We start from the raw sequence: 13,169 nt of genomic DNA, 5'->3' as shown, positions 1-13,169 counted from the left end.
CCGCGCGACCGACCGCTCGTTTTGTCAAACGCGAGCGCGAGCAGTGAAGAAGGTCACGGTTTCGCCAGCGCGCGCGCGTGGTCGTCGTGGTTTTGGGCGATGCCCTGGAAGCTCGCCGCGAGCTCGAGCGCGGTCGCCTGATCCGCGTGATAGCTGCGGTAGGCGGCGCGCTTGGTCAGCTGTACGGCGACCGGCGGGTTCGCGGCGATCGCCTCGGCCCGGGCGCGCGCGACCTCGAGCAGCTCCTCGGCGGCCACGACCTCGTGGACCAAGCCGATCGCGTGGGCCTCTTCGGCCTCGATCACGCGCCCGGTCAAGCACAGCTCGAGCGCCCGCGAGAACCCGACGACGCGGGTCAGGAAGTACGCGCCGCCGTCGCCCGGCACGAGGCCGACCTTGACGAAGGTCGAGCCGAGCTTGGCGCCGGCTCGCGCGATTCGGATGTCACACATGCAGGCCAGATCGAGACCCGCACCGATCGCGGCGCCGTTGATCGCGGCGATCAAGGGCTTGGAGAACTCGGAGATCCGGCGCGGGACCGCCTGGATCCCGCGCATGTAGCGGGCGCGGAGCTCGGCCGGATCGCCCGCGAACATGCCCGAGCGCGCGCGCATGGCCTTGATGTCGCCGCCCGCATGAAAAGACTTGCCCGCGCCGGTCAGGATCACGCAGCGCACGTCGGCGTCGACATCGGCGCGATCGAGGGCCGAGCAGAGCTGCGCGCACATCTCGTCGCTGTAGGCGTTGCGGGCCTCGGGTCGGTCGAGGGTGATCGTCGCCAGCGCGCCCTCGCGCGCGTAGCGGACGTGCTGCGGAAGCTCTTGAGTCGGGGACATGGGCCACTCATAGCAGCGCGCCGAACCCCCACAAACACCCGACGCACACCGCGCCAACCTCGACTTGCTAGGACTAGCAGCCCGGGGTGCTAGCACTCGGACTCGAACCGCGCGAGGGCGTTCTCGCAGGCTTCGACGGCCTCTTCATACGACGCGCAGATCACATGTTGGCTGCGGTTCGAGGGCAGCATCTGCAAGAAGAAGCGCAGCACGTTCCCGACCATCGAGGGCATGTGATAGGCGGTGAAGCACGGGATGCGCGGGGTCGCGTTGTCGTAGTAGCGACTGAAGCGGCCCCGCATCTCTCGCGCCCACGACAGCAGGCCCATCACCTCGGCGCGCGGCGGCAGCTCGATCTCGACGAAGTCGAACACGATCGCAAAGGATTCGCGCCGATCGACGAGCGCGTCGAGGTCGGCCCGGAGCTGGGCGATCTCCGCCGCGTCCACGTGTCCGCGCATGCGGGCCACGACCAAGGGCCGACGGCTGTCGTCAAACTCGTACACGGCCCCATCCTAATCCCTGGCCTATCATCTCGTCATGGCGCCGCCCCGCCGCATCGCCCACGTCGACATGGACGCCTTCTTCGCGTCGGTCGAGGTCCGCGACAACCCGGCCCTCGCGGGCAAGCCCGTGCTCGTCGGCTCCCCCGGCAAGCGTGGCGTGGTCGCGGCCGCGTCCTACGAGGCGAGGCGCTTCGGCTGCCACTCGGCCCAGGCGATGGCCGTAGCCCTGCGCAAGTGCCCCTCGGCGGTCGTGATCCCGCCCCGGCGCGAACGCTACGTCGAGGTCTCGCGCAGCGTGTTCGAGATCTTCTCCCGCTTCACCCCGGTCGTCGAGGGCCTGTCGATCGACGAGGCCTTCTTGGATCTAGACGGGACCGAGCGGCTCCACGGCAGCCCCCGGGCGATCGCCGAGGCGATCCGGGCGGCCGTGCACAGCGAGCTGTCGCTGACCTGCTCGGTCGGTCTCGCCGCGACCAAGTTCATCGCCAAGATCGCCAGCGACCGCGACAAGCCCGACGGCCTGACCGAGGTCCTCCCGGGCCACGAGCGCGCGTTCCTGGCCCCGCTGCCCGTGCGCGAGCTGTGGGGCGTGGGCCCGCGGACCGAGCAGATCCTGCGCCGCTACGGCGTGCGGACCGTCGGCGACATCGCCCAGCTCGGCGCGGCCACGCTCGAGCGCGACCTCGGCGAGCACGGCCTCCACCTCCATCGCCTCAGCCTCGGGATCGACGAGCGCGAGGTCACGCCCGGACGCGAGCGCAAGCAGATCAGCCACGAGAACACCTTCCATGACGACCTCAGGACCCGGGCCGAGATCGAGGACTGGCTCCTGCGCCAGGCCACCCGAGTCGCCGACCGGCTCGCGGCCAAGGGCCTGCGCGGGCGCAAGGTCCACATCAAGCTGCGCGACACCGCGTTCACGACCTGGACCCGGCAGCGCACCCTCGACCGGCCGTCCGCCGACACCCCGGCGATCTTCGCCGCCGCGAGGACCTTGGTCGCCAAGCTCGACGCCGAGGGGCTCCTGCGCGGGCGCCGGTTTCGGCTGACGGGGCTGGGTGTCAGCGAGCTCACCGAGGGTCGCGCGCCCGAGCAGCTCGCGCTCGGCGACATGCTCGGGGCCGAGGGCGGCGAGCACAAGGGTGAGGTGGTCCAGGACGTGCTCAGCGAGGTCCGCCGACGCTTCGGCGACAAGGCGCTGTTTCCCGCCGGCGTCGGCGAGGAGTGACTGTCGATCGCCTCCGGGTATCCTCCGCCGAGCACGGGCCATGAGCGACGCGAGCACAGCCGGACCGGGCCGAGATCCGCGCCCGGACCCGAGGGGAGAGGGCTGGGGTCACTACCTGTTGTTCCCGCTCGCGCTGCTCGGCCTGGTCTTGTTCGTGGTCCCGCTCCTGGGCCTGATCTCGCGGGCGCCGGTCGCCGAGCTCGGCGCGCTGCTGACCCGCCCGGCGGTGCTCGAGGCCCTGCGCCTGTCGCTGGTCGTCTCGCTCGCGGCCGTGCTCTTGGCCCTGGTCATCGGCTTCCCCTGCGCGTGGGTCCTGGCCCGCTACCGCTTCCCCGGGCGGGCCCTGGTCCGGGCGCTGCTGACCCTGCCGATGGTCCTGCCGCCGGTCGTGGCCGGGGTCGCGCTCCTCGCCGCGCTCGGGCGTCGCGGGCTGCTCGGGCCGCTGCTCGAGCGCCTCGGGATCGAGCTCGCGTTCTCGACCGGCGGGGCGATCTTGGCCGCGACCTTCGTGGCCGCGCCATTTTTGATCCTCAGCTGCGAGGCCGCGCTCGAGAACCTCGACCACCGCCTCGAAGACGCCGCCGCGACCCTCGGCGCCACCCGCTTGCGGATCTTGTGGACCGTGACGCTGCCCGCGATCCGGCCCTCGATCCTGGCCGGGCTCGCGCTGTGCTGGGCCCGGGCCCTCGGCGAGTTCGGCGCGACGATCACCTTCGCAGGTAATTTTCAGGGCCGGACCCAGACCATGCCGCTGGCGGTCTACGAGGCGCTGCAGAGCGATCACGACGGCGCCCTCGTGCTCTCGCTGATCTTGCTCGGCGTCTCGCTGGCGATCCTCATCGCGCTGCGCGGGAGCCTGCGCCGATGAGCCTGCGCGCCGACATCCACGTCCGGCTCGGGGGCTTCGACCTCGACGTCGCGTTCTCCGCTCCGACCGGCGAGGTCCTCGCGCTCGTCGGGCCCAACGGCGCCGGGAAGTCGACGGTGCTCGGGGCGATCGCCGGGCTCCACCCGCTGCGGCGCGGCGAGATCGTGCTCGACGGGCGCCTGCTCGAGCGCGTCGCAACCCGCGTGCGCCTGCCGCCGCAGGCCCGCGACGTCGGCGTCCTGTTTCAGGGCCTCGCGCTCTTCGAGCACCTCAGCGCCCTCGACAACGTCGCCTACGGCCCGCGCGCCCGGGGGCTCGACAAGCGCAGCGCCCGGGCCCGGGCCCGGACCTGGCTCGAGCGCTTTGCGATCGCCGAGCTCGCGGACCGCCGCCCCGCCCAGCTCTCGGGCGGCCAGGCCCAGCGCGTCGCCCTGGCCCGCGCGCTGATCGTCGAGCCGCGCATGCTCCTGCTCGACGAGCCCTTCGTCGCCCTCGACGCGTTCAGCAAGCTCGAGGCCCGCGAGGTCCTGCGCGAGACCCTGCGCGCGTTCTCGGGCGTCAGCCTGGTCGTCACCCACGAGCTCGCCGACGCCCTCGCGCTCGCCGATCGCCTCCTGGTCATCGAGGGCGGCAAGCTGATCCAGGAGGGCTCCCCCGCCGAGGTCATGGCCGCGCCCGCGAGCGCCCACCTCGAGCTCATGTTGTCCGAGCAGCGCGCCGATCGTAAGCCCTGAGTCCGCCCCCACCGAGCCCATGCGCGACGTCCAAGCCCACGACCAGCCCCCCGCCCCCGCCAGCCACGGCAGCAAGGGCAAGCGCCTCCTCGGCCTCGACGTGCTCCGGGGCATCGCCGTGTTCTTGATGATCGAGCAGCACCTCGGCGTGTGGCTGTGGCGCGGGCTCTCGCCCGGCGAGACCATGGTCGAGGACCACCTCGGGCTGCTCGTGTTCAACGCCCTCGGCGGCGGCGCGGCCCCGGCCTTCGTCACCCTCGCGGGCATCGGCTCGAGCCTGCTCGCGACCAAGCGGGCCGAGGCGGGCAAGAACCCCGACCGGACCCTCGCCCTGCGCGGCGTCGCGGTCATGGGCTTCGGCTACCTGCTGAGCTGGCTGACCCCGAGCTGGTTCTCGTGGCACACGTGGTTCGTGCTCCACCTGATGGGCTTCGGCATGCTGCTGACGCCCGCCCTGCGCCGGCTGCCGACCTCGGCCCTGCTCGGCCTCGCCCTCGCCGTGCTCGCGTCCACGGGCTGGATTCAGGCCAGCCTCGACGTGCCCTTGCAGCTGCACAACGAGTACATGCGCGGCCGCGACCCGAGGTCCCCGGTCGACTGGACCGGCCTGCGCATCGCCGTGGCCGAGGGCCAATTCCCGATCTTCCCGTGGTTCTCGTTCTACCTGGCCGGCCTCGCCTGCGGCCGCTTTGTCGGCGAGGGCAAGCTCGGACGCATCGGCGCGCTGGCCGGTGGCGCCGCGACCGTCGGGGCGGTCGGGCTGGCCGTGCGCGCGCTCGCCTCCCCGGCCGCCGGGACCGCGCTGTGGCGCACGACGACCCTGACGATCCCCTTCTTCCCGGCCTCGCCGACCCTGGTCGCGCTGCTGCTCGCCGCCGTGCTGCTCGGCATTTGGGCGGTCATGGCCTGGGAGCGGCGCTGGCCGCTGCGCGCGAGCAACCCCCTCGTGACCCTCGGCCGGGCCTCGCTGACGCTGCTGATCTTGCATGTGTGGCTGTTTCGCGAGGCCACCCGGCCGATCGGCGTCTGGCAGGCCCTCGACGCCAACACGGCGATGGCCGTGCTGCTGTCCTTCGTCGCGTTCGCGACCTTGGCCTCGTGGCTGTGGCAGCGAGTCGGCTACCGCTACGGCGCCGAGTGGCTCCTGCGCAAGCTCGCGCCCTAGCAGCCGAGAGGCGAGCGTTTGGGGGAGCGGAGGGAGCTTTGCCGCGCAGCGAGGGGCCTTTTTGCAAGACCCCTTGAAGACTAGACCCAAATCAAGCGCGCAGCGCGTTATTCAGGCCTTCCCGCTCAAAGCGACGGCGACCTCCCCCCACTTTGCCATGACCGAGACCCCGACCCCGCAGACCCAACTCCCCGACGCGCTCCGGAGCTTCGCCGAGCGCAACATTTTGCGCCGCGACTACGCGCGAGTGGTGCTCGAGCAAGAGGGGACGATGCGTCTCCAGCCCAACGCGAGCTGGCGGCCGTTCACGGCCGAGCAGTGGACGAGCGCCCGCGAGGTCGCGTTTTGCTGGCACGCGCGAGTGAAGATGGCGCCCTTCGTCACGATGGTCATCGACGACGCGTTCGAGGGAGGACACGGGCGACTCGACGTGAAGCTCTGGGGCCGGCTCCCGGTCGCGCACGACGACGGCCCCGAGCTCGATCGCGGAGAGGCGATGCGCTACCTCGCCGAGCTGCCCTGGAACCCGGCCGCGCTGCTGACGAACCCCGAGCTGCGCTTCGCCGAAGGCCCCGAGGGCAGCGTCCGCGTCTGGACAGGCGATCCGCGCACCTATGTCGACGCGCACCTCGACGAGGCGGGCGACATCGTGCGGACCTACTCGGAGACGCGCTCGATGGGCGACGCCGGCCCCGCTCCGTGGGAGGGGCGCTTCAGCGACTACGCCGATCTCGGCGGGTTGCGCGTTCCATGCCGAGGCGAGGTCTCGTGGCTCCTGCCCGAGGGTCGATTCGAGTATTGGCGCGGCGAGATCACTTCGTTGAAGTGCGAGAGTTAAAGCCGCGCCTCAGGGTGGAAGATCCCCCTGAACATTGCGCAGCACCGCGAGCTCCTGCCCATCCTTCAGCGCGCTCGACGGGATGACGCTGATCCCCGCGTCGTTCTCCAAAATGACCGCGGCCACCGCCTCCAGGCACGGGAGTCCGGCTCCGCGGACCGCCGCGTCGATCTCGCGCCGGGTGACACGCTGGGTCCGCATGGCGTCCTCGCACAGCTCTCCGTTGTGCGCGAGCAAGGTGGGGGACATCTTGACGATCCTTTCGATCGCGCGGCTGCGCACCGAGCCCCAGGTGACCAGAAACTGGATCGCGATCAGCAGGCCGATCGCGACCGCTCCGTCGAGGAAGACCACGTCCCGCAAGACGATGGTGGAGGCGGTGATGCTGCCGACCGCGACCGTGACGATCCAGTCGAAGTTGTTCATCTTCGAGGTGCTGCGCTTGCCGCTGATCCGGATGAACACCATCACCATCACGTAGACGGCGATGGTGCTCGCCGCGACCCGCCCCAGACTCGCGAAGCTGTCGAACACGACGGGCTGGGTTTGGAGCGCGCTCACTCTTCGGCACCCTTGCGCTGTTCGAACCTGGCTCCGAGCCGGGTCGCCTCCTGCCCGGCCAGTTCTCGCTGGCGGTCGTGATCCTGCGCGAGTCGTTCGTAGATCTGCATCGGGGTGATTCCTGCTCGGCTCGCCCCGCAGGTGCAGCAAGATGTGGGCCATGCGACCTGCGCGACGCGACCCGACGATCCCGACCGAGCGGGTCGCGGCGGCGCGCTCGCCCCCGGATGTCTAGGGATTGACCACGACGCCGCCGACGAAGCGGCTGTCCCACTTGGCGCGCATGGCCTCGTGGACCTCGGCGAGCGGGTAGCGAGCGTCGACGTGGGGCGAGATCTCGCCCGCGGCGACCCACGCGAGCAGGTCCCGCAGCCTCGCCTCGCGCAAGCTGGGATCGCGGTGGGCCGAGATCGCCGCCGGACACCCGAGCACATCGAGGCTCTTCATCATGATCAGGTTCGTCGGCAGCACGTTGGCGTTGGGCGCCCCGCGCTGGCCCTTGCCCCGCGCCACGAAGGGCGTCGAGGCCCAGCCGACGACCAAAAAGCGCGCGCCAAAGGTCACGCAGCGCAGGCTCTCGAGCGAGACCTTGCCGCCGACGGGATCGTAGACCACGTCGACCCCGCGGCCGCCGGTCAGCGCCTTGACCTCGTCACGAAAGCCAAGGTCGGCGCCGATCACAACGACGTGGTCGGCCCCGCGCGCGGCGACCTGCTCGAGCTTGGCCGCGCTGCGCCCGGTCGCGATCACCGTCGCGCCCACGCGCTTGGCCAGGTCGACGGCCGCGAGCCCGGTCGAGCCGGTCGCGCCGTTGATCAGCACGACCTCGCCCGCGGCCAGCCGGCCGCGGTGGATCAGGCAGTGGTAGGCGGTCTCGTAATTGCCGAGCAGGTTGCAGCCCTGATCGAAGGACAGCCCGGCGGGCAGCGGCAGCAGGCCCTCGGCCGGGGCCACGGCGTAGCTCGCGAAGCCCCCCCACTGCTGGTAGGGCCCGAGCGAGCGCGGACCGGTGCGCAGGCCGTCGGACAGGACCGAGTCACCGACGCGCAGGCCCTCGACCTCGGCCCCGGTCCACGCGACGACCCCGGCGTACTCGAGCCCCGGACAGTAGGGCGGCGCGGGCATGTGCTGGTACTGCCCGCTGGTCATGAGCAGATCGACCCAGCCGACCGCGGCGCTGCGGACCTCGACGATCACGTCGCGGGGCCCGAGCCCATCGACCTCGGGGTAGGCCTGGGCGACCAGCCCGACGTGGGCCGCGAGCGCGTCGAGGGGCGTCTCGCCGAACTCGCGCACGACGACGCGCTGACCGGGACCCGGCGCGCTCATGGGATCTCGACCTTGATGAGGGCGTAGTGAAAGTTCTGATACACGATGTCGATCTCGTCGCGGAGGTCGGGCGGGAAGTGCGAGCGGGCCCGCTCGGCGTGGCGCGCGGTGGTCATGACCCAGAAGGTCGTGCCCTTGCCGCGGAATTTGTCGATGTACTCGCGCAGCTTGACCCGGTCGGGCTCCATCGAGACCCAGATCCGGCGCTTGGCGAAGTAGGTCTCGCCCCGGTAGTAAAACCACCAGCTCAAGAGGCGGTCGTTCTTCCCGGCGTGATCGTAGGCGTAGCGAAAGGCGCTGCGCTGCGACCAGTTCTCGCTCGTCGCCGGGAGGTAGTCGTCGATCACCCAGGTCGTCGTCAGCAGCCCCGACAAGACCATGCCCGCGACCGCGAGCCGGCCCTTGCGCGCGACCCACAGCAGCAGGCCGAAGCCGAAGGGCACGACGCACCAGACCAGACGATCGACCGGCGCCGCGCCCTGACGCCACATGCCCGTGTAGAGGTAGGTGGTCAGGTGGGCGATCCAGGCCGGCTCGTCGAGGGTCGCGCGCACGACCATGTAGAGCACCGCGCAGCCCGTCAGCGCGCACGCGAGCGTGGCCGGGATCGGGAGCTGGTCGCCGAGCGGAGCGCGGGGCTCGCGGCCGCTTTGATCGCGCTCGTGCGCGCGCTCGCGGACCGGCGTCGGCATCAGCCCGTGCAGCCACACGCCGACCAGGATCGCCAGCGGCGGCAGGCAGGGCGCGAGGTAGTGGTAGTACTTGGTCACGCTGTAGGTGATCAGCCCGAAGCTGACCACGAACCACAGCAGCGCGAGGCGGTGGAGCGAGCGGCCGCGCTCGGCGTCCGTGTCTGCGGCCTCGCCCAGCAATTGCGCCGGGTCCCCGCCGCGCTGGTGACGATAGGCGAGCACGGCGGCCCACAGCGCGGGCGGGACCACGGCCGACCACGGCAGCGCCGCGAGCCCGAGCGTGCGCAGGTAGAACGCGAACCCGCCGACCGCCTGCTCTTGCTCGCCGGACGCGAAGCGGGCCAGGTTGTTGACGACGATCAGCTCGTTGACCCAGCGCTCACCGCGGAAGATCGCCATCGCGTGGTGCCACGGAAAGCAGGTGACCACGAACAACAAGATGCCGACGGCGAGCTCGCAGCGGCGCTGCCACAGCAAGTGAAGGCGCCCGTTGACGACCATGTCGACGAGGATCAGCAGCCCGATGATCCCCGGCCCGATCATGCCCTTGCCCATCAGCGACAGCCCGCCAGCGACGTAGACCACGCCCATCCAGGCCTGGCTGCGCCGCCGCCACCTCAGGCTGCGCAGGACCACGGCCACGACCACGACCCAGTAGACCGTCAGCTGACGCGCGATCGTGTGGAGGTCGTCGACGGTCGCGGTCGTCTTGCGCTTCCACCGGGCCACGCGGGCGATCGTGTCGGGGTCGAGGACGTGGTGGTGGAGGACCGCGAGCGGGACGATCGCGCCAACGAGGAACACGATCAGGAAGCCGAGCCAGGCCCGGTCCCAGGGGATCTCCAGCAGCCCGCGCGCGCGACCGCGACCGATCGTCCGGAGCTCGCGCTCGGGCTGCAGCCAGGCCATCGCCCAGCCGACCATCGCCAGACACACGGGCCCGACAAAGAACATGTCGGTCACGGCCTGGCGGGTGAGGATCGCGTACTGCGGCATGGTCGCGAGCACCGCCGCGGTCAGCAGCCCGGCCCGCCAGTGAACCAGGCGCGCGACGCACCAACCGACGAGCGCGACCGTGCCCAGCCCGACGAGCATGCTCGGCAGGCGCAGGGCGATCTCGGGGATCGGCGAGCGGACCATCTCGTCGACCGGCCCGGTCCCGACGCCGAACAGCTTGAAGCTCAGCGCCATGCACCAAAAGGGCAGCGCGTGCTTCGAGGCGAACACGCCCTCGCGCTTGCCCTGCGGCCCGTAGCCCGGGCGCCACCACAGATCCATGGGGTCCTTGCGCTCGACGATGTTGCGCGCGACCTCGCCGTAGTGGGTCTCCCACGGATCCCAGGGCCCGCAGGCGCCGATCGACGCCGCGTAGATCACGATCACGACCACGCCGAGCAGCAGCGCCCAGACCGTGGGGCTGACCGCCAGGAGTTTGGACAGGCGCGCGCGCATGCTCCGGCGCGGAGTGTACCGGCTTCGCCGCGCCGGTGCGCCGAGCGGGGAGAATTGCCCTTACACTGGGCTTGCGCATGACCGAGTACCACCCCGACCACGCCTCCGCCTGGGCCGAGCGCCTCGGGCCCCCCGACGTCCGCGCCGCGGCCGAGCGGATCGCCGGTCGCGTCGTGCACACGCCGACGCTCCGGGTCCCGCGGCTCGACGCCCTCGCCGACGGCCCGGTCGAGCTCTTCTTGAAGGCAGAGAACATGCAGCGGATCGGGGCGTTCAAGGCCCGCGGAGCGATGCACGCGGTCGGACGACTCGATGCGAAGACCCTGGCCCGAGGGGTCGTCACCTTCAGCTCGGGCAACCACGCCCAGGCCGTCGCCCTCGCGGCTCGGGCCTTCGGCGTCCCGGCCACGATCGCGATGCCGATCGACGCGCCCAAGGTCAAGCTCGAGGTCGTGCGCGAGCTCGGCGCGAAGGTCGTGATCGCCGGCTACACCTCCGAGGAGCGGCGGGTGGTCGCCTACGAGCTCGCGGCCGAGTCCGGGGCGGCGATCATCCAGCCCTTCGACCACCCCGACATCGTCTGCGGTCAGGGCACGGCCACCGCCGAGCTGCTCGACGCCGCGGCGGCGCTCGGCGTCGAGCTCGACGCGATCCTCGTCCCGGTCGGCGGCGGCGGCGTGCTGGCCGGGGCCTGCCTCGCCGCGCGCGACACCAGCACGCGGATCTACTCGGTCGAGCCCCGCGGCTGCGACGCCCTCGCCGCGAGCCTCGAGGCCGGCGATCGGGTCGCCGTCGAGCCGGGCCCGACCCTCGCCGACGGCCTCAAGCCCGTGCGCGTCGGCGCGCTCAATTTCGAGATCGCCAGGCGCGACGTCCACGGCAGCTTCCGCGTCGACGACGACGAGCTCGGGCGCGCGCTGGTCTCGGTCCTCGTCCGGGCCAAGACCCTGGTCGAGCCCTCGGGCGCCGCCGGGGTCGCCGCCGCCCTCCGCGAGGCCCCGCGCCTGCGCGCGCAGCTCGGGCTCCCCGAGGGCGAAGAGCGGCCGATCCGGATCGGCGTGATCCTGACCGGCGGCAACGTCGACCCGGCGCTCGTCGCCGAGCTCATCGGCGCGTGGGGAGGGCGAGCGTGAGGCGCCTCGTCCTGTGCCTGGCCCTCGGCGCCGCCGCGCTCGGCTGCTCGCGCCAACCGTCGGCGCCCGACGAGCGGGCCAAGCCCCTCGACCTGCCCAGTCAGCCCGCGAGCCCAGGCGACCCCGAGGCCGAGTCCGAGTCCGAGTCCGAGTCCGAGACCGGGGATCCGCTGGTCGGCGAGGCCGCGCACGTGATCCCGTTCGCGGACCGCACGAGCATGGGCTACCTGCTGCTGCTGCCCCCGGGCACCAAGCTCGACCAGGCGCCCACCCGCGAGCACCTCCAGGCCCTCGTCGAGCAGGCCTACCCCGAGCGCCGCGGTGAGGGCGAGCTCGACCTGCTCCTGACGCTGATCGCAACCTCGCCGCACACCACGGATCTCGGCTTCAACGGTGAGCTCGAGCCGCCGAGCCTCGACGAGGGCGACGAGGGCGGCGAACGCGACGAGGGCGACAAGCGCGACGAACGCGAGGCGATCGCGGACAAGGCCGAGCGCCAGCGGACCTTCGATCTGATCGGCCTGCACATCGAGCTCATCCACCTCGGGATCGGCGACAACGCCACGATCCCCTCGACCGCCCTGCGCGACCCGGTTCTGACCCGCGAGCTCAGCGACGAGCAGCGCGCCTCGCTGCTCGGCCGCTCGCAGGCGCTGCTGCTGCGCGCCGACTATCGCAACCAATCTGCGGTCCGCGGCCTGCGCCTGCTCCAGACCCTCGTCCGCGTCGCCGCCGAGCACTACGAGGCCCTGATCCACGACCCCGACACCCTCGAGACCACGAACCTGGCCGCCTTCGAGCAGCGCCGGCTGCGGGCCGCCGCCGGCAACGTCGCCGACCAGATCGCGATCGTCCCCTTCCCCGATCCCGAGGATGATCAGCGCCTGCGCCTGAGCACCCGCGGCATGCGGCGCTTCGGCTCCGTCGACGTCGAGCTCGCCGGCCTGCCCCGGGATCCCAAGCGCCTCCAGCAGGCCAGCGATCTGATCGCCGGGCTCGCGCTCGCGCTCGTCAAGGAGGCCGAGGTCGACATCTCGGGCTTCGCGGTCGAGGTCCCCCACGAGATCGAGATCGACTGCGAGCTGATCCGTCAGAGCTACTCGACCCGCGACTACGAGCCGCCATGCTCGGGCAGCACCCTCGTCCACCTCGTCGAGCGCCCACCCGAGCCGCACGATCCTCAGGATCACGTCGTCGCGCGGATCGTCGCACCTCGACCGCTGAGCGACGCACCAGACTACGATCACTCACGCTGGGTTGAGGCTACTTTAGACCCCCGCGGCCGTTAACTACTCTGCCACGCACGGCCGCTTCGCGGCCGGTCGGTCGGTCGCTCCGCTCCCTGGCTTTTTTGGACCCCCGCGGCCGTCTGCGACTCTGCCACGCACGGCCGCAAGCGGCCGGTCGGTCGGTCGCTCCGCTCCCTCCCTCGGTGGGCTGGTATGTGCTTCGCCCTCGGTTGCGTGGCCCCCTAAAAGGGGGCTCCTTTGGATCCGCGGACGTCTTCGACTCTGCCACGCACGGCTGGCTTTTTTGGACCCCCGCGGTCGTCTTCGACTCTGCCACGCACGGCTGGTTTCTTTGGACCCCCGCGGCCGTCTTCGACTCTGCCACGCACGGCGAGTTGTCTATGACCCCCGCGGGCGTCTGCGACTCTGCCACGCACGGCGAGTTGTCTATGACCCCCGCGGGCGTCTGCGACTCTGCCACGCACGGCGAGTTGTCTATGACCTCCGCGGGCGTCTGCGACTCTGCCACGCACGGCGAGTTGTCTATGACCCCCGCGGCCGTCTGCGACTCTGCCACGCACGGCGAGTTGTCTATGAC

At 71.4% G+C, this 13,169-nt stretch carries 12 protein-coding genes; 7 read left to right on the top strand and 5 right to left on the bottom strand.

Annotated elements, in window-relative coordinates; translation table 11 throughout:
* Positions 1-53 precede the first annotated feature (53 nt).
* Both ENSA5_RS15060 and ENSA5_RS15055 read right to left on the bottom strand, forming a co-directional pair.
* Positions 54-836: an enoyl-CoA hydratase-related protein gene (locus ENSA5_RS15060; RefSeq protein WP_106392355.1), complete on the bottom strand. Its 783-nt coding sequence runs from the start codon at positions 834-836 to the stop codon at positions 54-56.
* A gap of 89 nt (positions 837-925) precedes the next feature.
* Positions 926-1,342 carry an STAS/SEC14 domain-containing protein gene (locus ENSA5_RS15055; protein ID WP_106392354.1) on the bottom strand — a complete coding sequence of 139 codons (417 nt, stop codon included), beginning with the start codon at positions 1,340-1,342 and terminating at the stop codon, positions 926-928.
* A gap of 34 nt (positions 1,343-1,376) precedes the next feature.
* Here ENSA5_RS15055 and ENSA5_RS15050 point away from each other — a divergent pair, with 34 nt between their 5' ends.
* The 5 genes from ENSA5_RS15050 to ENSA5_RS15030 all read left to right on the top strand — a co-directional run bounded on the left by ENSA5_RS15050 (position 1,377) and on the right by ENSA5_RS15030 (position 6,175).
* Positions 1,377-2,570: a DNA polymerase IV gene (locus ENSA5_RS15050; RefSeq protein WP_106392353.1), complete on the top strand. Its 1,194-nt coding sequence runs from the start codon at positions 1,377-1,379 to the stop codon at positions 2,568-2,570.
* Between the two features lie 40 nt (positions 2,571-2,610).
* Positions 2,611-3,438, top strand: a complete 828-nt coding sequence (locus tag ENSA5_RS15045; RefSeq protein ID WP_106392352.1) for an ABC transporter permease — start codon at positions 2,611-2,613, stop codon at positions 3,436-3,438.
* Complete coding sequence (locus ENSA5_RS15040; RefSeq protein WP_106392351.1) at positions 3,435-4,172, top strand: sulfate/molybdate ABC transporter ATP-binding protein; 738 nt, start codon at positions 3,435-3,437, stop codon at positions 4,170-4,172. Before ENSA5_RS15045 ends, ENSA5_RS15040 begins: the two co-directional genes overlap by 4 nt.
* A gap of 19 nt (positions 4,173-4,191) precedes the next feature.
* Positions 4,192-5,337, top strand: a complete 1,146-nt coding sequence (locus tag ENSA5_RS15035; RefSeq protein ID WP_106392350.1) for a DUF418 domain-containing transporter — start codon at positions 4,192-4,194, stop codon at positions 5,335-5,337.
* Between the two features lie 157 nt (positions 5,338-5,494).
* Positions 5,495-6,175, top strand: a complete 681-nt coding sequence (locus ENSA5_RS15030) for a DUF6920 family protein (protein ID WP_106392349.1) — start codon at positions 5,495-5,497, stop codon at positions 6,173-6,175.
* A gap of 9 nt (positions 6,176-6,184) precedes the next feature.
* On the opposite strand, the gene ENSA5_RS15025 is transcribed toward ENSA5_RS15030, so the two are convergent.
* From ENSA5_RS15025 to ENSA5_RS15015, 3 genes are all read right to left on the bottom strand, one after another.
* On the bottom strand, positions 6,185-6,736 hold the full coding sequence (locus ENSA5_RS15025) for a DUF421 domain-containing protein (protein WP_219906792.1): 552 nt from the start codon (positions 6,734-6,736) through the stop codon (positions 6,185-6,187).
* A 231-nt stretch (positions 6,737-6,967) separates the two neighbouring features.
* Positions 6,968-8,065 (bottom strand): NADPH:quinone oxidoreductase family protein, encoded by a 1,098-nt coding sequence (locus tag ENSA5_RS15020; RefSeq protein ID WP_106392348.1) that lies wholly within the window; start codon positions 8,063-8,065, stop codon positions 6,968-6,970.
* Positions 8,062-10,209 (bottom strand): glycosyltransferase family protein, encoded by a 2,148-nt coding sequence (locus ENSA5_RS15015; protein ID WP_106392347.1) that lies wholly within the window; start codon positions 10,207-10,209, stop codon positions 8,062-8,064. The genes ENSA5_RS15020 and ENSA5_RS15015 overlap by 4 nt, the downstream gene beginning before the upstream one ends.
* Positions 10,210-10,286: 77 nt before the next feature.
* Between ENSA5_RS15015 and ENSA5_RS15010 the strand changes: the two genes are divergently transcribed.
* Together ENSA5_RS15010 and ENSA5_RS15005 are read left to right on the top strand one after the other, a co-directional pair.
* Entirely contained in the window at positions 10,287-11,342 is a 1,056-nt protein-coding gene (locus tag ENSA5_RS15010; protein WP_106392346.1) for a threonine ammonia-lyase, read from the top strand.
* A complete protein-coding gene (locus ENSA5_RS15005; RefSeq protein ID WP_146155716.1) occupies positions 11,339-12,631 on the top strand; it encodes a hypothetical protein in 1,293 nt (430 codons plus the stop codon). The genes ENSA5_RS15010 and ENSA5_RS15005 overlap by 4 nt, the downstream gene beginning before the upstream one ends.
* Positions 12,632-13,169 lie beyond the last annotated feature (538 nt).

It is taken from the genome of Enhygromyxa salina (assembly GCF_002994615.1).
In the GTDB taxonomy this organism is placed as follows: domain Bacteria; phylum Myxococcota_A; class Polyangia; order Nannocystales; family Nannocystaceae; genus Plesiocystis; species Plesiocystis salina_A.
This window is presented reverse-complemented; position numbering and strand designations above follow the sequence as displayed.

Bases quoted from the DNA above. Each gene is read 5' to 3' on its own strand.
- ENSA5_RS15015 (WP_106392347.1), bottom strand. From the start codon at position 10,209: ATGCGCGCGCGCCTGTCCAAACTCCTGGCGGTCAGCCCCACGGTCTGG.
- ENSA5_RS15050 (WP_106392353.1), top strand. From the start codon at position 1,377: ATGGCGCCGCCCCGCCGCATCGCCCACGTCGACATGGACGCCTTCTTC.
- ENSA5_RS15010 (WP_106392346.1), top strand. From the start codon at position 10,287: ATGACCGAGTACCACCCCGACCACGCCTCCGCCTGGGCCGAGCGCCTC.
- ENSA5_RS15020 (WP_106392348.1), bottom strand. From the start codon at position 8,065: ATGAGCGCGCCGGGTCCCGGTCAGCGCGTCGTCGTGCGCGAGTTCGGC.
- ENSA5_RS15030 (WP_106392349.1), top strand. From the start codon at position 5,495: ATGACCGAGACCCCGACCCCGCAGACCCAACTCCCCGACGCGCTCCGG.
- ENSA5_RS15060 (WP_106392355.1), bottom strand. From the start codon at position 836: ATGTCCCCGACTCAAGAGCTTCCGCAGCACGTCCGCTACGCGCGCGAG.
- ENSA5_RS15045 (WP_106392352.1), top strand. From the start codon at position 2,611: ATGAGCGACGCGAGCACAGCCGGACCGGGCCGAGATCCGCGCCCGGAC.
- ENSA5_RS15035 (WP_106392350.1), top strand. From the start codon at position 4,192: ATGCGCGACGTCCAAGCCCACGACCAGCCCCCCGCCCCCGCCAGCCAC.
- ENSA5_RS15040 (WP_106392351.1), top strand. From the start codon at position 3,435: ATGAGCCTGCGCGCCGACATCCACGTCCGGCTCGGGGGCTTCGACCTC.